This is a genomic window from Bacillus cereus group sp. BceL291 (assembly GCF_051776705.1).
Classification (GTDB): domain Bacteria; phylum Bacillota; class Bacilli; order Bacillales; family Bacillaceae_G; genus Bacillus_A; species Bacillus_A cereus.
Genome location: NZ_JBPWAP010000003.1, coordinates 24,273 through 44,790, shown reverse-complemented (window position 1 = coordinate 44,790; position 20,518 = coordinate 24,273). Strand labels below are relative to the sequence as shown.

Sequence of the window (20,518 nt, the reverse complement as noted above, 5' to 3'; positions counted from 1 at the left end):
TTTAATTAAAATAACAGAAAAAAGCATGGTACTTCCTGTCTATTTTACCATACTTTTATTTTTTCATAATCCTAACAGAAAAAAAAGAGGAATTTGTAATATTCTTTATGAAATTGTCGGTGTTTGTATTGATTCTGTTACAGAATTAACAGGATTTACTCTTACAAGTATGACATCTTCCCCAATTTTCACAATTTCCTTCCAAGGAATTACAATCTCAACATCTTTTCCAAAAATACCTAGCATACGTGTCTGTTTTGAAATAATAACAGAACAAATTTTCCCTGTGTTCATATCAATTTCAATATCTCCAATATTCCCAATCCTTTTTCCATCTGAAATATTTATAACATCCTTCATCTGTAACTCTGAAATTCGTATCACCATTTTTATCCTCTCCCTTATATGACAAATTGGAAACTGTTTCTCATATTTACAGGAAGCCACCTACACGAAACACCATGCTAGTTTCATTATATGAACACAAATCCCCTACTATGAGCACAAACCATATTACATATAAAAAGGTCTCACCATAATTGGTGAGACCTTATCCTTGAATCGTTTTATTCATTTGTTTAATGGCTGACTTCTCTAAACGTGATACTTGCGCTTGGGAAATCCCAATTTCTTCTGCAACTTCCATCTGTGTCTTTCCTTGGAAGAAACGTTTTCTAATAATCATTTTCTCTCTATCATTTAAACGCTTCATTCCTTCTTTCAATGCTAATTCTTCAACCCACTGCTCGTCCTTTTGTTTTTCATCACTTAACTGATCCATAACAAAGATAGGATCTCCCCCATCATTATAAATCGGTTCAAATAATGAAACTGGATCTTGAATTGCATCTAAAGCAAATACTATCTCTTCATGAGTTACTTCTAGCACTTTTGCAATATCCATTGCTGTTGGTTCTTTTGAATTTTCTGCAATCAACTTTTCTCTTACTTGCAAAGCTTTATACGCAATATCTCGCAATGAGCGCGATACGCGAATCGGATTATTATCACGCAAATATCTGCGTATTTCCCCAATAATCATCGGCACAGCATACGTTGAAAATTTTACATTTTGGCCTAAATCAAAATTATCAATTGATTTCATAAGTCCGATGCAACCAACTTGAAATAAATCGTCAACATATTCTCCTCTGTTATTAAATCTTTGGATGACGCTCAGTACAAGACGTAAGTTTCCATTCACTAATTTTTCTCTTGCGCTTATCTCTCCACTTTGCATTTCACGAAATAATTTACGCATCTCTTCATTTTTTAATACTGGAAGTTTAGCTGTATCAACACCGCAAATTTCTACTTTGTTTCTCGTCAAAGTGTTCCCTCCTATCGGGAGTTGCTGTACAGTGTAAAGTATTTCCTTTGAAGGGGATTTTATGCATGTGGTTTTTTCACGATTTGTTATTTAAATTATCTTTCCTAATACAACTAAATAGAATAAGACCAGCCTACATAACGGCTGGTCTTATTCTTTACACCATTTTATTAAATTCTTTTCGTAATCTTTTTATAATTCTTTTTTCTAAACGCGAAATGTATGACTGTGAAATCCCAAGCATATCAGCCACATCTTTTTGCGTCTTTTCCTCTCCTCCAGCAAGCCCAAACCGAAGTTCCATAATTTGTTTTTCACGATCATTTAATTGGTGTAATGCTTTCATTAAAAGGTGACGATCTACAGTAGCTTCTAAATCTTTTGTAATAATATCATCATCTGTACCTAACACGTCAGACAATAACAGTTCATTCCCATCCCAATCAATGTTTAGTGGTTCATCAAAAGAAACTTCCGAACGATTTTTGTTATTTCGACGTAAATGCATTAAAATTTCATTTTCTATACAACGCGATGCATATGTTGCTAATTTTATTTTCTTTTCTGGATTAAATGTATTTACCGCTTTAATAAGGCCGATTGTTCCTATACTAATCAAATCTTCAATATTTATCCCTGTATTTTCAAACTTTCTTGCTATATATACAACGAGCCTTAAGTTACGTTCAATAAGTAATGACCTTGCTGCCTGATCTCCTTTTGGCAATTTATTCAAAAGAACTTCCTCTTCTTCTTTTGTTAACGGTGGTGGCAACGCTTCACTTCCACCAATATAATAAATTTCATCGGTCTTAATTCCTAATTTCAGCAATACTTTATACCAAAGGTATACTAAATAAAATTTTAATTTCATCATATTATCCCGCCTCTCATTATTAAGCAATTACCATTTTTTGTGAAATCAACATTTTTGGATGCACAATACATTGATACTCCCCATTAGTAGAAAGCTGTTGTGTATTTAATCCAATTAATACTTTGTTTACAACAATAGAACTACCTTCATGGTCAACTTGCACACTGTCAGGCTTAATTGCCCACAAAAATTGACTCTCTACCCCTACTGCACGGAAAGGAATTAAGCGTAATTTTGTCGCCCAACCAGAATCATTTTCTGGTATTTGAGGAATTTCTGTTTTGGAATAAATTTGTTCTGTTAACCAAGATGGTAAGCAATGTTCTAATGATGAAACATGCATAATCATAACGGGTGTTTTTGTTAATGGGTCATAAAGTTGGTTCCCACTGTCAATAAGACCTGCCAGTTCTAGTTCTTCTTCTGCTAATTGAATTTTTACTTTCACAATTTGATCATAGTGTATTTTCGTGACCTCTACACTTTCAATACGCTTTTTAGAAAAATAATAAATTACTGGAAAACCAAAAATAACAAATAACCAACTAATTGGATCACCGTAAGAAATTGACTGAGATTGAACCAATCCATTTACCATTTCATTCGTTTGCAAAAAGAAATGAGTTCCAATTAATCCTCCGCCAACCATAAAGGTTACAAAGTAAAAAGTAAAAACAGTTTGTGCATAATTTCTAAATGTTGTAAACCCAAATGCTGTATACACAATAAGTAACGAGTACAGTAGTTTCATAATTGGATGTGTCATCATAGAAGCAAAAGGAGTAAAGGCAAAAATAACAATAGTTGAACCTATAAATGCCCCTAACACAAGCCTCCATTTTTTGATTTTCTTTTTTAACACGGTAGCTGTTAATAAAAGCAAAAGAAAATCAATGCAGGCGTTTAACAACCAAACAACGTCGGCGTAAACAACCAAACAATTCACCTCTTTTTTCAAGTTGAGACTAGTATAATGCATATCCAATAGGAAAGTGTGTCAATTTGCGGAGGTGTTTTTTTGTTATTTTGTGATTTCTAGACATAATCTGTCGGTAAAAAATAAAAGTACAAATTCATAGAATGATATACTCTTATTTTCACCAACAAAATATACCAAATAAAAAAAAGACCTGCTTAGCAGGTCTTTTCCATTTAAAAAACAAAAAAGGAGCATGAAAGCTCCTTTTTTTATCGTCTACGACGGTTACGTAAAAATGCTGGAATATCGATATCATCTGAATCTGAATGACGCTCATGTACAACTGGCTCTTCACGCTTCATTTCACGTTTTACTTCACGTTGTTTTGAAGGTTGAGCTACTGGTTGTTGCTGTTGTTGCGTGTGGTTCGCATTCGGGCGAATAATTGGTTTTGGTGGTTGAGTTGCAATGCTATCATCAAAACCAGTTGCAATTACAGTTACAACGATATCATCTTTTAATCCTTCGTTAATAACAGAACCGAAGATCATATTTACTTCTGGATCTGAAGCTGAAGCTACGATATCTGCCGCTTCTTGTACTTCATATAAGCTTAAGTTAGCGCCACCCGTAATGTTCATGATAACACCTTGAGCTCCATCAATAGATGTTTCTAGTAATGGACTAGAAATCGCTTTTTTCGCAGCTTCTGCAGCACGATTTTCCCCGTTACCAGAACCAATACCCATTAAAGCAGAACCTCTATTAGACATAATTGTCTTTACGTCTGCAAAGTCTAAGTTAATTAAACCTGGCGTTGCAATTAAATCCGAAATACCTTGAACACCTTGACGTAATACGTTATCAGCTTCACGGAATGCTTCTAACATTGGCGTATTTTTATCAACAATCTCTAATAAGCGATCGTTTGGAATTACAATAAGAGTATCTACATTTTCTTTAAATGCTGCAATACCAGATGCTGCTTGCGTCGCACGCTTACGTCCTTCAAAAGTAAATGGACGTGTTACAACACCAACTGTTAAAGCACCTAATTCTTTTGCAACTTGAGCAACAACTGGAGCTGCACCAGTTCCAGTTCCACCGCCCATACCGGCAGTTACGAAGACCATATCCGCACCACGAAGTGCTTCTTGGATCTGTTCTTTACTTTCTTCTGCAGCTTTTTTCCCTACTTCAGGGTTTGCGCCTGCACCAAGTCCACGCGTTAATTTTCCACCAATTTGCATTTTTGTTTCAGCTTTTGATAGATTTAATGCTTGTGCATCAGTGTTCACAGCGATAAAGTCTACACCTTGTACACCGTGTTCAATCATACGGTTTACAGCATTGTTTCCGCCACCGCCGACACCGATAACTTTTATATTCGCTAATTGATCTTGAGTAGTATCAAACTCTAACATGTCGAAATCCCCCTAGAACCTCATTTTTCGTGTCCAATTTTAATCCCATAAATAACGGAATACACGTTTTACTTTTGACATCATGCGGTCATCATTTTGATTATTATTGTTTTGATTACGAGTTTTTTGTTTCGCGGGTTGCTGTTGTACCGGCGTTGGTGCTGGTGCTGGTACTGGTTCAAAATGCTCTTGCTTTTCCTGCACATTTTTCCCACGTAATTTAGCTTTTTGATAAGAATGTTTAATTAATCCAACTCCACTTGTATATTGGGGCTCACGCACACCAATATAATCAGGAGTTGCTACACGAACATTTTCATGTAAAATATCATATGCAAGATCAAGAACACCTGGCATAGAAGCAATTCCGCCAGTTAGTACATAACCAGAAGCCACTTGCTTTACTCCTAACTTACGCACTTCATCTTGAACAAACATTAAAATTTCCTCTACACGAGCCTCTATTATATCCGATAATTCCAACTGAGAATATTGTTCTGTTTGATCACTTCCCATAATAGGAACCGTAAACATCTCTTCTTCAGATGCTGTATCATAAAAAGCATGTCCATATTTCAACTTAATTTGATCTGCATTTTCTGTTGAAGTTTTCAACCCAATCGCAATATCTTTCGTTATATGGTCTCCACCTAATGGTAATACGCTCGTCGCTTGTAACTCTCCATCTTTAAAAATAGATAAAGTTGTAGATCCTCCCCCCATATCAACAAGGGCTACTCCTCTATTTTTTTCATCTGAAGATATAGCAACTGTTGCAGCCGCTAAAGGTTGAAGACAAATATCAACAATTTCAAGACCTGCTTTTTCTACACAACGAAGTAGGTTATGTAGTAAAGTTCTCGAGCCTGTAATAAGTGTACCTTCCATTTCTAATCTTACACCGATCATCCCGCGTGGATCGTTAATCTCGTCAAGACCGTCTACGATGAACTGTCGAGGTACCACATCAATAAACTCACGCTCTGGAGCAATTGACACAACTTGTGCTGCATCTAGAACGCGTAAGACATCTTCATTCCCGATTTCACGATCTTCATTTGAAACAGCGACTACTCCGTGACAAGGAAGTAGCTGTACCTGGTTTGCATTGACACCTACTACAACTTGCTCAATGTGGATTCCCACCATGCGCTCAGCTTGTTCAATTGCTTTTTTAATTGATCGAACAGTCTCGTCTATATCAACTATCGATCCCTTCTTTAAACCATTTGATTTTACATTTCCAACACCAATAATGTTTAAGCTGTCATTAACCATTTCACCAATGATGACTTTAACATTGGATGTACCGATGTCAAGACTAACATATATTTCATTGCTGTTCATTCTTTGGCACCTCCTTCTTTATTTATACCATACAACTCAATATATGGAACAACAATCGCAACTTTACTATTTATAAGAAAAATATTCAACGTCTTTATACGTTTCCCTTTTTTAACCCTATATTTTTCTTATTTTTATTTAGCATTCAATTAAGAATATCGCAGTAAACTATGAATAACTGCTTATCTTGAAATAATTCTATTTCCAGTGTAAAGTTTACCGCCAAGTATAAGTCTACACTAAGATGTACTCATAGAAAAGTGAAACTTGTACCAATACTAGTATGAATCTAAGAATTTTTACATATTTTTCATCAAATGAACCATTCTTCTAAATTCGTATACATATAATAGAACATTCGTTTCGTTTTTTCTGCTATAAGCAACGAAAACTACCATTCTATTCTTTTTTGTCTTCCGCACCTAATTCTTTCGTATATGCACCTACTTCTAAGTCAATTAATACCTTCTTACCTGGCTCAATTGTTTTTAAAATAAGTGGATAGGCTTCCATACGTTTTGCGAAATTTTGAATCGTAGTGCTCACTTCATAACCTTCATTCATATATAAAGTAAGATGATCTTCATTCGCATTCGTTGGTGAATAGCGAATCTCCGAAATAGATTTTAAAATAGCTGGTGTTAATTTTTCTAATTCAGCGATTAACTCCTTCATTTTCTCTTCTTTAAAAGGTTCGAAAATCGGTGCTGCAACAGGAAGTTTTCCATTAGGTAGTACATCAAGCGTTTTTCCATTTTCTAATAACGGTTGTAGTTTTCCCTCTTTATTTATATAACCAATCGTTAAATATTCTTCGATATGAATATCAATCTTGTTTGGAAAACGTTTTTTTACATTTACTGCTTTAATTTCTTTTCGCTTCGTTAAGTTTTCTTCAGCTTTATGTGCTGTCACTCGGAAATAACTTGTATCATATGTCACGCCTGAATCCTTCATTACTTGCTCATCCGTCATATAGTGATTTCCAAACACACTAATCTTTTTTATATTACTAAGCGGAGACCGAAAATAAATTAAAAAGAGCACTAATAAAAATAAAATTGATATGTATAAAATCAATCGATGATTAACATTTTTTTTGTTTTTTTTCTTTTGATTTTTCAATTTTGGTACACGATCTTGTAGTTTAATCACTTTACTATTATTCATGTACGATCCCCCTATGTAACATAAAGAACGGCATGTTCCTCATGCCGTTCTTATCTTCTTATTATAACATAAATGATAATGAGCGGAACGAATAACCGTTATCTTCCAATGATTTCTACTTCTGTGTGCATATCTACATCAAATTTATCCTTAATTGTATGTTTTATTAATTCAATTAAAGACAATACATCTTGCGCTGAAGCTCCCCCGGTATTAACAATAAAATTGCCATGCATTTCAGAAATTTGAGCTCCACCAATCCTATAACCACGAAGCCCTGCTTTTTCTACTAAATCTCCTGCAAAATGTGGGATTGGATTCCGAAATATACTTCCTGCACACGGATGATTCCATGGTTGCGTTTCACGGCGGTAGTCTTTATTATTTTGCATGCTACGTACAATTTCTTCACGTTTTCCCGCCTGTAATTGAAACTCCGCCTCTAAAACAATACCAGGACGTTTCGTTTGCAATACAGATGACCGATAAGAAAACTCCAGTTCTTTATTCGTTAACCAGGCAATTGTACCGTCTTCAAACAGAATGAGAGCCTTCGATAATACACTCGATATATCCGATTTATGTGCACCTGCATTCATATATACTGCACCACCGACACTTCCTGGAATACCGCTCGCAAACTCCAATCCAGCTAACCCTTGACGACTAAGTAAAGTTGACAATTTAATAAGAGGATATCCACTACCAACTCTTACCTTATGTTTTTCGACCTCTAAGTGATCTAATCCTTCTCCTAAACGAATAACAACACCTTCTATGCCTTGATCAGATACAAGAAGGTTTGAACCGCGACCAATTACAGTCCACTTCGTTTTGTATTGCTTTACTAACTGTAATGTTTTTTCAATACCGGCTACATGCTTTGGCACAATTAAAATATCCGCTGGTCCACCTATTTTCATAGTTGTATAACGTGCTAACGGCTCGTTAACTAAAACACGACCAACGTCTGCTTCTATAAGCTCATTTACTAATTGTTCCATAGACAATCTCCCCCATATTAAGTCTCCTTATGACAATAATATGCAGGGCGTTCACCTAACGTTATCCCTCTATTTACGGGCAGTACAGCTCCTAAATCAAAATTCGGCGATAACAAAGAAATTAGGCGGAATCAGGATGTCAGTAAACATCCGATTAGTGAAAGATAATAATCAACGAGAGAGAATCACTCCCCACTAATTAAAGCCTCACTTTATTTTTTTACAAGCTTATTCATTACTTCATACAGCTTATTTGCTGCATCTGGAATACCTAGTTGCTTAGCCGCTAGCTTCATATTTTGTAATGTTTGTGCATTCAATAAAATCTCATCAATATCACGAATAAGCGTTTCAGCTGTTAAATCTTTTTCAAGTAACATTTTTGCCGCTCCTTTATCAACAACTGAACGTGCATTCTTTTCCTGATGATTATTTGTTACATACGGACTCGGTATTAACACACTTGGTTTTCCTAACGCTGTTAATTCTGCAAGTGTTGTTGCCCCAGCCCTTGAAACAACAAGGTCTACACCAGTTAGTACCTCTGGCATATTATGAATGAACGGCTTAATAATAACATTGCTTGGGTTCCCTTTTTGCTTCACGGCTTCCATCACTTTATCATAATGTACTTCACCCGTTACATATAGTATTTCGTAGCTTTTGTTCCCAAACTGTTCAATTGCTTCAACGAAGGCATCGTTAATCGGTCTAGCCCCACGACTTCCACCAAATATAAGTACAGACTTTTTAGGAAGAGAAAGCCCAACTGAACGTTTCCCCTTCATTCCATTTTGATCCATTACCTCTGATGCTCGTGGATTACCTGTCATTACCACTTTTGACTCTGGAAAATGCTCTATAGCTGCTTCAAAACAAACAGCAACTTTATCAACATAACGGCTTAAAAACTTGTTCGTTACACCTGGTACACTATTTTGTTCATGTACAATAGTTGGAATACCTAATTTGGCTGCAGCGTATACAACTGGTCCACATACATATCCACCCGTTCCAATTACGATATCCGGATTAAAACGACGAATGTATCGTTTACTATCCTGTACACCTTTTAGAAAACGCATTACTGTTTTCACATTATCTAATGATATTTTTCGTTTAAATCCACTTATAACAATAGATTGAAATGGTATACCTGCTTTTGGAACGATTGTACTCTCTAGTCCATTTTCCGTACCAATATATAAAAATCTCGCTTCTGGATTTAACTTTTTTATTTCTCTAATTAAAGCAAGAGCTGGATAAATATGACCACCAGTACCCCCACCACTCACTAATACACGCACTACTAACTCCTCCGCTTCTCTTTTCTTATTTCCATTATACTTATTTCTATATACATATTGCATTTTTACACACATACGAAAAACCCTGTCTTATAAACAGGGTTTAGTAGCGAGAATGGCGACTTATATTTAATAATACACCTACTGCCATTAACATTAATGTCAAACTTGATCCACCATAACTTAAAAACGGCAAGGTAATACCCGTAACAGGCATCAGTCCTGTTACAACACCAACATTAATCATTACTTGAATCGCAATCATCGCCACAATACCTACTGCTAAAAACGTACCATATAAATCTGGCGCTCCTAATGCGATACGAATCCCGCGCCATAATAATAGACTAAATAATAATAACACAAATGAACCACCAATAAAACCTAATTCCTCGGATAAGATCGCAAATATAAAGTCAGTTTGTGGTTCAGGTAAATAAAGAAATTTTTGTCTACTTTGTCCAAGTCCAAGCCCAAATAATCCACCAGGTCCAATTGCAAGTAATGATTGGATAATTTGAAATCCACTCCCGAGCGGATCTGACCACGGATCTAAATATGATGTAATGCGTTTCATTCGATACGGTGCTGATGCAATTAACCCTACAAATCCTGCTACACCAATCAAACCAAACATTGCAAAGTGAAAGACCCTCGCTCCCGAAATGAATATCATAATGATACATGTCCCAACCATTACCGTTCCTGTCCCAAGGTCTGGCTGTAACATAATCATCCCAAAAGCAAGAAACACAAAACTAAGGGCCGGTAATAAACCACGTTTAAAAGATGTAATCAATTTTTGCCGTTCTGCTAAAAACTTTGCCAAGAAAATAATCATCGCAAACTTCATAAATTCTGACGGTTGAATCGAAAATGCTCCGATTCCAATCCAACTTCGTGCTCCTCCTCGAACAAGACCTACTCCAGGAATAAGAACGAGAATAAGAAGAATGAAGCAAACTAGCAAAATCACTTTTGAATACGTACGCCACACCCAATAATCAATTTTCATAATAAAAAACATAGCTACTACACCAAGACCCGCAAACAGTAATTGTCTTTTTGCAAAAAAGAATGAGTCCCCCATTTTATAAGAGGCCCAAACTGCACTCGCACTATAAACCATAATCATTCCGATTGTCAACAATGAAAGTGTTACGATGATGAGAATAAAATCAGGCGTTTTCTTCATTACCCACAAACACCACCTCTTTAGGCAGAAACTTTTGCCCTATGTAACAAAACATCAGTAGGTGTTAGCCTACTGATGTTTTGATTTACTTTATATAAGTTTATGCACAGCTTGTATAAAAATGTCTCCTCTTTCTTCAAATGTTTTAAATTGATCCCAGCTTGCACACGCTGGAGAAAGAAGAACGACATCGCCATCTTTAGAATGAGCATAAGCTTTCACCACTGCTTCATCTAAAGTATCGACACTTTCAATTATATCTAATCCCGCTTTTTCTGCCGCTCTTACTAGTTTAGGAGCTGTTTGTCCAAATGTTACAATCGCTTTTACATTTTTGAAATACGGAATTAAATCATCGAATTCATTTCCGCGATCAAGCCCACCTGCTAGTAACACAATCGGTTGTGTAAACGCAGATAGTGCTTTCTCAGTCGCTAACATATTCGTTGCTTTTGAATCATTATAAAACTTACGGTTGTTAATCGTTGTTACATATTCTAAACGATGTTTTACACCCGTAAAACGTTTTAACACGACCGTAATTGCTTCATTAGAAGTACCTAATAATTTCGCAATACTCATCGCAGCTAAAATATTTTCTAAATTATGTTGACCAGGTAAAACGATATCGCTTACTTCAACAACTTTTTCACCTTTGAAATAAAGAGCGTTATCTTTTATACACGCGCCATCTTCAATTTCTTTCGTTGTCGAAAACAGGATTTTTTGACCTTTAGAATACGCAGACAAAGCCATCACATCTGCATCATCTGCATTTATTACACTATAATCATTTTCTGTTTGGTTTTTAAAAATATTTGCTTTCGCTAAACCATATTCTTTCTTCGTCCCATGATAATCTAAGTGGGCCTCAAATAAATTTAAAAACGCAGCAATTTTAGGTTGGAACAATTCTACTCCCATCAATTGAAATGATGAAAGTTCTGTAACTACAACTTCATTTTCTTTTGCATCCTGTGCTACTTCACACGCTACAGTGCCAATGTTCCCTGCAATTACAGGATGCTTTTGTCCTTCTTTTAGCATTTCAAATGTCAGCATTGTCGTCGTCGTTTTACCGTTAGACCCCGTAATCCCAACAAATGGTGCTTCTGAAATACGATATGCTAATTCAACTTCCGTAACAATCGGAATTTGCTTTTCTTTCGCAGCAACTAATATTGGATTAGAATACGGGATTCCTGGATTTTTTACTACAAGAGAAATATTTCTCTCTAATAATTCTAAAGGATGACCACCGCATACAACGTCCATTCCTTTTGCTTGTAATTCTGCAGCAAGTACATTCTCTGCTAAAGGCTTTCCGTCATTTACAATAACATTTGCCCCTAACTTTTGTAACAATGTAGCTGCTGCATAACCACTTTTTGCAATGCCTAATACAAGAATATTCTTATTTTGAAATTCAGTTACAGTTTTCAATTACATCCACACCCCGATATAAATTCCTAACACAGCTAATAAAAATCCTGCAGACCAAAACGTCACAACAACACGCCACTCTGACCAACCACATAATTCATAATGATGGTGTAATGGACTCATTTTAAAGACACGTTTTCCTGTTGTTTTAAATGAAATGACCTGAATGATAACCGATAAAGTTTCCATTACGAATACTCCGCCGATAATTACAAGTAGCAATTCTTGTTTTAATAAAATCGCTACAGCTGCAATGGCTCCACCTAAAGCTAATGAACCTGTATCTCCCATAAACACTTTTGCTGGATTCGCATTGAATACTAAAAATCCAAGTACAGCTCCTACAACTGCCATACAGAATATCGCCACTCCAAATTGCTCTTGTGCCACAGCAATAATACTAAATGCTCCAAATGCAATAGCAGCTGTTCCTGATAATAAACCATCTAAACCGTCAGTTAAGTTAACTGCATTTGATCCACCAATAAGCATAAATAGTACAAGTACGAAATACGCCCAACCTAATTCAAACTTAACATCCGTTCCCGGAATCATGATGTATGTGTGGAACGCTTGCCCTTTTCCAATTAAAAAGAATGCAATAGCAATAACAAGCTGACCTACTAATTTTTGTTTTGATGTTAAACCAAGATTTCTCTTCTTAACCACCTTTATGTAGTCATCTAAAAATCCAATCAAGCCGTAACCAAACGTCACTAATAGTAATAACGAAACCTCTGCACCTAAATAATTAAACTTAATCGCCATAATAAGTGAAGTTACCATCATAGATACGTATATGACGATACCACCCATTGTCGGTGTCCCTGATTTTTTTTGATGTGACTTTGGTCCCTCATCACGAATACTCTGTCCGAACTTTAATTTTCTTAAAAATGGAATAAACAATGGCGAAAGGGCAACAGAAATTAAGAATGCTACCCCAGCCGTTACTAATAAACCTTGCTCAAGCACATGTAGTCCTCCTCTCACGTTGTTACTCTTCGTTGCTTAAACGCCCTTTAATTGCTTCTTTAGCAACTTCACGATCATCAAAATGATGAACTTCTTTACCAATAATTTGATACGTTTCATGACCCTTACCAGCAATAATAATGATATCATCTGCTTTCGCTTTAGTGATTGCATGGTGTATCGCTTCTTTTCTATCAATAATCACTTCATAATTTTTCCCACTTGCACCATGTACCATATCATCTAAAATAGCCGCTGGATCTTCACTTCTTGGATTATCTGATGTGTAAATTGCATGAGTTGCATATTTTGTTGCAACACTTGCCATTATCGGTCTCTTCGTTCGGTCCCTATCGCCGCCACAACCAACGATACAATACACATCACCTTTTGCAAATTGTTTTGCAGTTTTTAATACATTTTCTAAACTATCCGGCGTATGTGCGTAATCAACAATAACTGTATAATTTTGTCCTCCATCAACAACTTCAAAACGCCCTGGAACCCCAGCTAGTTCTTTTATAACAGCAATGATTGTTTCTAATTTCACACCCGAAACAAGTCCTGCTGCTGTTGCTGCAAGTACGTTATATACATTAAATTTACCTATTAATTTCATCGTAACATTTACACTTTCATATGGTGTGACAAGCGTAAATGTAGTCCCGCCACTCGTCATAACGATATTTTTTGCCATAATGTCACTTGTTGTATCAATACCATATGTTACAACTGTTGCTGCAGTACTTCTCATATACTCTTCTGTTACATTATCATCGCTATTCAGCACAGCGTACTTTTCACGATTATGATTATAACTATTGCCAAGCTGTGCAAATAGTAACCCTTTTGCATGTTTATATTCTTCCATCGTTTTATGATAGTCTAAATGATCTTGTGTTAAATTCGTAAACACCGCTACATCGTAATCACATCCGTGTACACGACCAAGATCTAACGCATGTGACGAAACTTCCATTACCGTGCTGTCCACACCTTGTTCAACCATTTTTGAAAACGTCTGTTGAAGTGTTAGTGCATCTGGTGTTGTATTTTTCACCTCAAATGTTTCATCACCGATTTTCATATTAATCGTTCCAATTAGCCCTGTTTTATGACCATGTGCTCGCATAATCTCATCCATAATATGCGATGTTGTTGTCTTTCCATTTGTACCTGTAATTCCGATTAAATGTAACTTGTGTGTCGGTTGACCATAAAAATAATCAGCTAAAACCGCTAACGAACGAAAAGTATTTTTCACAAGTACAACTGGAACGTCAACATCAATTGGTCTTTCCGCAACAATAGCAGCCGCTCCTTGTGCCGCTGCTTGCTTAGCAAAATCATGGCTATCAACCGTATATCCTTTCATACATACAAATAAGCTTCCCTCTTTCACTTTACGTGAATCAGCTTCTATAGATGTGATTTCTGGATTTTCTTTTGGAACAACTGGAAAATCATGCAAACATGATACAAGTGTATGCAACTTCATTTCACTAAACCCTCTCTACATTGTTTATTTATCTTTTTTCAGTAAGCAACACATTACCTCCTATATAAGGAGGTAAGTGCTACTGACCTATTTATGAATGAGACACTTACTGTCTCAAATTAAGTAACTGTTCTATAAAGAACTCACTTCCACCAATTGTACCATAAAACGTACTATGTTACCTTTAATTCCCGAAGTAAATTCTAATTTTTGAGCCTTCTTTTACTTTAGCTCCCGCTTCTGGTGATTGTTTAATTACTTTCTCTCCATCTCCACTTATATCAAGCTTCAAATCGACGAGTTGTGTTTGTAAGTCTTTCTTTTTCATTCCAATTAAATTCGGAACTTCCACAGTTGGTGTATCGCCCCATTTATATTCTTTCTCAACTTGTTCTTTTCTCGGTTTCACTCCCATAACAGGAAGCGCATCTCGAAGGATATTCCCGACAATCGGAGCTGCTACCACTCCACCAAACTGTGTAACCCCTTTTGGATTATCAACAGCTACATACACAACAATCTCTGGATCATCCGCTGGAGCAAATCCGATAAAAGATACTATATAATTATTCTCTAAATATTTACCATCCTTCACCTTTTGAGCAGTACCCGTTTTTCCACCTACGCGATATCCATCAATATAAGCACCTTTACCAGAACCTTTCGCTACAACATTCTCTAATGCATAACGAACTTTTTCTGAAGTTTCCTTGGAAATAACTTTTCTTTTCTCAACAGGTGTCTTTTTACTAACAACTTGATTATTTTTCGGATCAATAAACTCCTTAGCTATATACGGCTGATACAATGTTCCACCATTTACAGCCGCCGCTACAGCTGCTACTTGTTGAATCGGCGTAACAGAAACTCCTTGGCCGAATGAAGTTGTTGCTTGCTCTACTGGACCAACTTTATCTAAATTAAATAAAATCCCACTGCCTTCACCTTGCAAGTCAATTCCAGTCTTCTGCCCAAAACCAAAATTACGAATGTATTTAAATAATCGGTCTTTACCAAGGCGATCACCAAGTTCAATAAATCCCGGGTTACATGAGTTTTGAACGACTTCTAAAAACGTTTGACTGCCATGACCTCCTGCTTTCCAGCATTTCAATCTAGCTCCACCTACTTCAGCTGCTCCATCATCATAAAACGTATCCTTCTCTAAGTCTACTAAATTTTCATTCAATGCTGCAGCTAATGTAATGATCTTAAATGTTGAACCAGGCTCATACGTACTCCATACAGGTAGATTTCTGTTATACACTTCTGGAGAGACACTTTGAAAATCCGCTGGGTCAAAACTCGGTCGACTAGACATCCCTAAAACTTCACCATTTTTAGGGTTCATTGCAATCGCAATCATACCGTCAGGATTATAAGTTGACTCCGCAATATTCATTTCTCTTTCCATAATCCTTGTAATACGCGCATCGATTGTTAATCCTAAATTTAAACCGGCTTCTGGCTTTTTGAAATCATCACCAACATTAGGCATCCTTTGTCCTTTCGCATCTGCAAAAAAACGCACATGACCTTTGTCCCCATTTAGCTCTTTATCATAATATTTTTCTAGTCCCATAAGACCTTGGTTATCGCTACCTGCAAAACCTAATACATGTGATAAAAAGTTTCCAAACGGATAGTACCGGATAGAATCCTCTGCGATATACACGCCCTTCAGACTTAATCCTCGTACTTCTTTCGCTTTGTCATGTGATATTTTCCTTCCGCCTTTATCTAACCTTACAATCGATTCTTTTTTTGTAATCCTTTTATAAATCTCATCTTTTTCCACACCTAATACTGCAGCTAACTTCTCTGCAGTCTCCGCTGGTTTTTCAATTTGCCTCGGTACAACAAAGACAGTTGGAGCACTTTTATTCGTGGCAAGTTCCACACCATTTCGGTCTAAAATTTTCCCACGTTCGGGTTCAAAAGTAATATTACGACTCCATGAATCTTTCGCACGATCCGTTAACATATTCCCAAGAAAAAATTGCACATATCCAAGACGAATATCGATAATCGTGAAAATAAGTATACCTGATATAAGTATAAAAATAAGTCGTTTTCTAACTGTTACATTTGATACACGCATATTGGAACAAGCCTCCCTTACGCCTAGCTTGTTCCAATATATGCTTGTACTTATTTAATTAGAACTTATTCTCTTTTACCATTACGGCTTTTCTGCTTCTTGCTGTGGTTCGAGTGGCGGTACGAGTGTGACACCTAATTCTGTACCAGGTTGTAATAATGTTCCTTCCGCCACACTTTGTTCTGTTACGTATCCTGTACCAGAAGGTTTCAAGTTAAGCTGTAATGTCTTCGCTAAATTCATAACATCACGCAGTGCCCATCCTTGTATATTTGGCATTGTAGGCTTATCTCCTACCAAGAAGACTCGGTCGCCTTTTAATGTTTGTTCAGTCGCTTTTGGTACTTGTTGCTGTACTTTCCCTTCACCTAGTACGATTGGACGAAGTTTTGCTTTATCAATCGCTTTCCCCGCTTCAGCCATCGTTTTACCATTTACATCCGGAACAGTAGTTTGTTGTTCTTTCAGATGTTTTTTCGGATCTTTAACTTCATTTGGCTTAATCTTTAAATACTCTAAACTATTTTTTGTTACATATTTAAAAATATCAGCTAACGGTTGTGCACCGTTCTCATCATCTTTTAATTTAGGCTGTTTAACAGCTACATACACAACAAGTTGTGGATCGTCCATTGGTGCCATACCTAAGAATGAGAATATATAATTCTGTCTCCCTGTCATATAGCCGCCTTTTCCATCCGGAATTTGCGCTGTACCTGTTTTACCACCAACTGAATATCCATCAATTTTATAAGCTGTCCCTGTACCTTTCGGAGATGTAACAACACTTTCTAATAATTGTCTTACTTGCGCTGCTGTTTCCTTTGTAACAGGTTTTCCTACTTCTTCTGGCTTATGTTCTAATTTTACTTTGTCTGTTATCGGATCTACAATTTTATCAATTGCATAAGGTTTCATCATTTTCCCATCATTTGCAATGGCCGTTGCAGCTTGTACAAGCTGAATTGGTGTTACAGTGGAACCTTGTCCAAAAGCTGTTGTCACTTGTTGTATTTGCTGATCAAATAAAATTGTATTCGATCCTTCACCTGATAAATCAATGTTCGTTTTTTCATCTAATCCAAAACTATGAATATATTTTCGGAAACGTTCTGGACCAAGTTTTTGATCTCCTAAAATTGCAAACGCTACGTTTGAAGAACGCTCTACCCCTTCATCAAACGTGATAGAGCCCCAACCAGCACCACCGTTATGATCTTTTATTTTCCTATTTCCGACTTGATATGTCCCGGACTGATAATAATCTTGGCCTTTGTACACACCTTCATTAATAGCTGCCGCTAACGTGAAAATTTTCATTGTTGATCCAGGTTCAAATGCATTGGCAATTGCGTCATTGAAGAAATATTTAATTTGACGATCATTAGGGTCATAACTAGGTTTAGTAGACATCGCTAATATTTTCCCAGTTTTCGGATCTGCAACAATCCCTATTAAACTTTCTGGCTCATATTGCTTACTTGCTGCTTTCATCGCGTCTTCTAAATAACTTTGGACACGTTGATCGATTGTTAAATAAGCGTTATCTCCATTTTTAGGTGCCTTTACATTAACTTTTCCCCCATCAAGGGACACACCTTTACGATCACCTGTATATGCTACTTCTCCGTTCGAGGCACTTAAGTATTTATCCAAGCTTTTCTCTATGCCAAATTGACCTACCGAGGTTCCATTCTCATTTGGTTTTGCATGACCTATAACGTAAGATGCAAAATCACCGTTTGGATACACCCTTGCATTTTCTGTAATAAAAGATATTCCCGGCAACTTCAACGCTTCTATTTGTTCCTTCTTTTCTTTCGTCAAATCCTTGCCTAACGTTCCAAATTCGACTTGACTTCTACCTTCCTTATTTAAAGAAGCTAAAATATCCTCTTCGCCTTTTCCAAGTACTCCTGCAATTTTCTTTGCAGTATCTTCTTTATTCTCAACTGAGTTAGCACCTTTTAGTGCAGCTACCATTTTGTAAGAGTTTGCGTCTTGCGCTAACACATGACCGTTTTGATCATAAATGGTTCCTCGGTTCGCTTCAAGAACTCCTTTTTTACTATGCTTTTGTTTAGCAAGTGCATCTAAATCCTGATTATGAACTGTTCCTGTTGATTGTATGTAAAAAAATCGGGCTAATAACAGCAAAAAGAGCAGGAGGAAAAATATCATAAAATAACCTGCTCCCTTATTGGTATGAAATTTAGTCATATTCTTCTTCATCGTTCCTTCACACCTATTGCCTTATTTGAGGCCTTTCACATTATTCGCATTAATTTCTAGCCCGTGTTTTTTTGCAACTTCAGCGATTCGTTCATAGCGACTTAACTTCTCTACTTCAGCTTGTAATTCTTGATTTTCTTTTTGCTGCTGTACAATTTTTTCTTCTATCGTCGCTGCTTCTACATTAACTTGATAAAGGCCTGCTTTATTTCCAATAAACGCGACACAGGCATACAATAAAAAGCCAATAAACGCTACATACAACAGTTTTTCGATTCTTGTAATTTTCGCTTTAACCTTCGGCTTAGCCATCTGCTGTGGGGGCGTTTGAATTTGCACCTCTTCTTGCGCTTGTTGTTTGTACTTTACAGCTAAATTAGTCATACCTCTCTCTCCCTTTTATCGTTTTTCAGCGATTCTCAACTTCGCAGAACGCGCACGATTATTTTCTTCTAGCTCTATATCAGAAGGTAAAATCGGTTTTCTTGTAATAAGCTTTAATTTCGGCTTAAATTCATCAGGAATAATCGGTAATCCTGGCGGCAATTGTGGCGTTGTACTATTTCGCTTAAACGTTGTTTTACAAATACGATCTTCTAATGAATGGAATGTTATAACACTAACTCTTCCACCTGGCTTAACCATCTCAATAGCAGATTCCAATGCTTCTTCAAATACTTTTAATTCATCATTTACAGCTATACGAATTGCCTGAAACACTCGCTTAGCAGGATGCCCACCCGTTCTACGAGCTGGAGCCGGAATACCTTCTTTAATTAGCTCTACTAATTCTCCTGTCGTTTCAATAGCTTTATTCTCACGATAAGCTTCAATTTTTCTTGCAATTTGTTTTGAAAATTTCTCTTCACCGTATTGGAAGAAAATCCTTACAAGTTGTTCATATGACCAGCTATTTACAACATCATACGCTGTTAATGGGGCATCTTGATCCATCCGCATATCTAGCGGTGCATCATGATGATAACTAAAGCCTCGTTCTGGTGTATCTAATTGTGGGGATGAAACACCTAAATCAAATAAAATACCATCTACTTCTGTTATACCTATTTCCTGCAGTTTTTCAGCTAAATAACGGAAGTTACTCTTTACTGTTATAAACTGTTCACCGTATGAAGAGAACTTTTCTTTCGCGTTTTGAATCGCTATCTCATCTTGATCAAACGCTATTAATTTTCCACCTTCAGTTAATTGGGATAATAAATAAGAACTATGTCCTCCTCCCCCCAGTGTACAATCTACATATGTACCATCTGGCTTTATATCTAAGCCGTCTACTGTTTCCTTTAAAAGCACTGTTACGTGTTTAAACATTGTTGCACCTACTCTTTTTCCAATTAATTATGTTGAATGTATCCCTTCCTCTAAACAGATATTTCACGCTTAGAGAATGAAATAATACGAAAGAACGACTCATTTAACTTACCAACAAAGGCAACATACTATACAAATCGCTATTTTCTTTTATTATATACTAAATTTTATCATCTTTTGCGGGAATTTAAATAAAAAACTGTCGAAAAAGCGAATAATACGTTTACATTTTGTGCTATTTTGTCATATATTTAAGTATCCAACACAATTGCCATATCTAACATTTTTTGATTGATAATTCAGAAAAAAATCACTTCACAGTAAATTCAACGGAATAAAAATAAAATCCTGCTCCAAAGAGCAA

The 20,518-nt window shown here is 36.4% G+C and carries 17 protein-coding genes; all 17 read right to left on the bottom strand.

Annotation, left to right across the window (positions count from 1 at the left end; genetic code table 11):
- Positions 1–105 precede the first annotated feature (105 nt).
- The 17 genes from ACS2CR_RS03625 to rsmH all read right to left on the bottom strand — a co-directional run bounded on the left by ACS2CR_RS03625 (position 106) and on the right by rsmH (position 20,154).
- Positions 106–387, bottom strand: a complete 282-nt coding sequence (locus ACS2CR_RS03625) for a YlmC/YmxH family sporulation protein (protein ID WP_000236745.1) — start codon at positions 385–387, stop codon at positions 106–108.
- A 163-nt stretch (positions 388–550) separates the two neighbouring features.
- A complete protein-coding gene (gene sigG / locus ACS2CR_RS03620) occupies positions 551–1,330 on the bottom strand; it encodes an RNA polymerase sporulation sigma factor SigG (RefSeq protein ID WP_000197755.1) in 780 nt (259 codons plus the stop codon).
- Between the two features lie 157 nt (positions 1,331–1,487).
- Complete coding sequence (gene sigE, locus ACS2CR_RS03615; RefSeq protein WP_000976948.1) at positions 1,488–2,207, bottom strand: RNA polymerase sporulation sigma factor SigE; 720 nt, start codon at positions 2,205–2,207, stop codon at positions 1,488–1,490.
- A gap of 19 nt (positions 2,208–2,226) precedes the next feature.
- Positions 2,227–3,144: a sigma-E processing peptidase SpoIIGA gene (gene spoIIGA / locus ACS2CR_RS03610; RefSeq protein WP_000261970.1), complete on the bottom strand. Its 918-nt coding sequence runs from the start codon at positions 3,142–3,144 to the stop codon at positions 2,227–2,229.
- Positions 3,145–3,395: 251 nt separating this feature from the next.
- The gene (ftsZ, locus tag ACS2CR_RS03605; protein ID WP_000888984.1) at positions 3,396–4,550 is read right to left on the bottom strand and encodes a cell division protein FtsZ; all 1,155 of its coding nucleotides are present in this window, start codon (positions 4,548–4,550) and stop codon (positions 3,396–3,398) included.
- A 39-nt stretch (positions 4,551–4,589) separates the two neighbouring features.
- Positions 4,590–5,897: a cell division protein FtsA gene (gene ftsA, locus ACS2CR_RS03600; RefSeq protein WP_001087557.1), complete on the bottom strand. Its 1,308-nt coding sequence runs from the start codon at positions 5,895–5,897 to the stop codon at positions 4,590–4,592.
- Between the two features lie 399 nt (positions 5,898–6,296).
- Positions 6,297–7,067: a cell division protein DivIB gene (gene divIB, locus ACS2CR_RS03595; protein WP_001065788.1), complete on the bottom strand. Its 771-nt coding sequence runs from the start codon at positions 7,065–7,067 to the stop codon at positions 6,297–6,299.
- 98 nt (positions 7,068–7,165) lie between these two features.
- On the bottom strand, positions 7,166–8,071 hold the full coding sequence (murB, locus tag ACS2CR_RS03590) for a UDP-N-acetylmuramate dehydrogenase (protein WP_000437021.1): 906 nt from the start codon (positions 8,069–8,071) through the stop codon (positions 7,166–7,168).
- A gap of 212 nt (positions 8,072–8,283) precedes the next feature.
- Positions 8,284–9,378 carry an undecaprenyldiphospho-muramoylpentapeptide beta-N-acetylglucosaminyltransferase gene (gene murG, locus ACS2CR_RS03585; RefSeq protein ID WP_021728036.1) on the bottom strand — a complete coding sequence of 365 codons (1,095 nt, stop codon included), beginning with the start codon at positions 9,376–9,378 and terminating at the stop codon, positions 8,284–8,286.
- Between the two features lie 103 nt (positions 9,379–9,481).
- A complete protein-coding gene (gene spoVE, locus ACS2CR_RS03580) occupies positions 9,482–10,573 on the bottom strand; it encodes a stage V sporulation protein E (protein WP_000753520.1) in 1,092 nt (363 codons plus the stop codon).
- A gap of 90 nt (positions 10,574–10,663) precedes the next feature.
- Positions 10,664–12,016 carry a UDP-N-acetylmuramoyl-L-alanine--D-glutamate ligase gene (gene murD, locus ACS2CR_RS03575; protein WP_000860116.1) on the bottom strand — a complete coding sequence of 451 codons (1,353 nt, stop codon included), beginning with the start codon at positions 12,014–12,016 and terminating at the stop codon, positions 10,664–10,666.
- Positions 12,017–12,991, bottom strand: a complete 975-nt coding sequence (gene mraY / locus ACS2CR_RS03570) for a phospho-N-acetylmuramoyl-pentapeptide-transferase (RefSeq protein WP_000893060.1) — start codon at positions 12,989–12,991, stop codon at positions 12,017–12,019.
- A gap of 22 nt (positions 12,992–13,013) precedes the next feature.
- Complete coding sequence (gene murE, locus ACS2CR_RS03565; RefSeq protein WP_000766316.1) at positions 13,014–14,489, bottom strand: UDP-N-acetylmuramoyl-L-alanyl-D-glutamate--2,6-diaminopimelate ligase; 1,476 nt, start codon at positions 14,487–14,489, stop codon at positions 13,014–13,016.
- Positions 14,490–14,673: 184 nt separating this feature from the next.
- Positions 14,674–16,590 (bottom strand): stage V sporulation protein D, encoded by a 1,917-nt coding sequence (locus ACS2CR_RS03560; RefSeq protein WP_001266237.1) that lies wholly within the window; start codon positions 16,588–16,590, stop codon positions 14,674–14,676.
- Positions 16,591–16,671: 81 nt separating this feature from the next.
- Positions 16,672–18,822, bottom strand: coding sequence for a penicillin-binding protein (locus ACS2CR_RS03555; protein ID WP_074642643.1), 2,151 nt, complete (start codon positions 18,820–18,822; stop codon positions 16,672–16,674).
- A 21-nt stretch (positions 18,823–18,843) separates the two neighbouring features.
- Positions 18,844–19,206: a cell division protein FtsL gene (gene ftsL / locus ACS2CR_RS03550; RefSeq protein WP_000182804.1), complete on the bottom strand. Its 363-nt coding sequence runs from the start codon at positions 19,204–19,206 to the stop codon at positions 18,844–18,846.
- 15 nt (positions 19,207–19,221) lie between these two features.
- Entirely contained in the window at positions 19,222–20,154 is a 933-nt protein-coding gene (gene rsmH, locus ACS2CR_RS03545) for a 16S rRNA (cytosine(1402)-N(4))-methyltransferase RsmH (protein WP_000472508.1), read from the bottom strand.
- Positions 20,155–20,518: the final 364 nt, after the last annotated feature.

What these genes read in the sequence shown, in the direction of transcription:
- murB (WP_000437021.1), bottom strand. Translation starts at nt 8,071, where the DNA reads ATGGAACAATTAGTAAATGAGCTTATAGAAGCAGACGTTGGTCGTGTT.
- sigE (WP_000976948.1), bottom strand. Translation starts at nt 2,207, where the DNA reads ATGATGAAATTAAAATTTTATTTAGTATACCTTTGGTATAAAGTATTG.
- ftsA (WP_001087557.1), bottom strand. Translation starts at nt 5,897, where the DNA reads ATGAACAGCAATGAAATATATGTTAGTCTTGACATCGGTACATCCAAT.
- ACS2CR_RS03555 (WP_074642643.1), bottom strand. Translation starts at nt 18,822, where the DNA reads ATGAAGAAGAATATGACTAAATTTCATACCAATAAGGGAGCAGGTTAT.
- ACS2CR_RS03625 (WP_000236745.1), bottom strand. Translation starts at nt 387, where the DNA reads ATGGTGATACGAATTTCAGAGTTACAGATGAAGGATGTTATAAATATT.
- spoVE (WP_000753520.1), bottom strand. Translation starts at nt 10,573, where the DNA reads ATGAAGAAAACGCCTGATTTTATTCTCATCATCGTAACACTTTCATTG.
- murE (WP_000766316.1), bottom strand. Translation starts at nt 14,489, where the DNA reads ATGAAGTTGCATACACTTGTATCATGTTTGCATGATTTTCCAGTTGTT.
- ftsZ (WP_000888984.1), bottom strand. Translation starts at nt 4,550, where the DNA reads ATGTTAGAGTTTGATACTACTCAAGATCAATTAGCGAATATAAAAGTT.
- divIB (WP_001065788.1), bottom strand. Translation starts at nt 7,067, where the DNA reads ATGAATAATAGTAAAGTGATTAAACTACAAGATCGTGTACCAAAATTG.
- rsmH (WP_000472508.1), bottom strand. Translation starts at nt 20,154, where the DNA reads ATGTTTAAACACGTAACAGTGCTTTTAAAGGAAACAGTAGACGGCTTA.
- ftsL (WP_000182804.1), bottom strand. Translation starts at nt 19,206, where the DNA reads ATGACTAATTTAGCTGTAAAGTACAAACAACAAGCGCAAGAAGAGGTG.
- ACS2CR_RS03560 (WP_001266237.1), bottom strand. Translation starts at nt 16,590, where the DNA reads ATGCGTGTATCAAATGTAACAGTTAGAAAACGACTTATTTTTATACTT.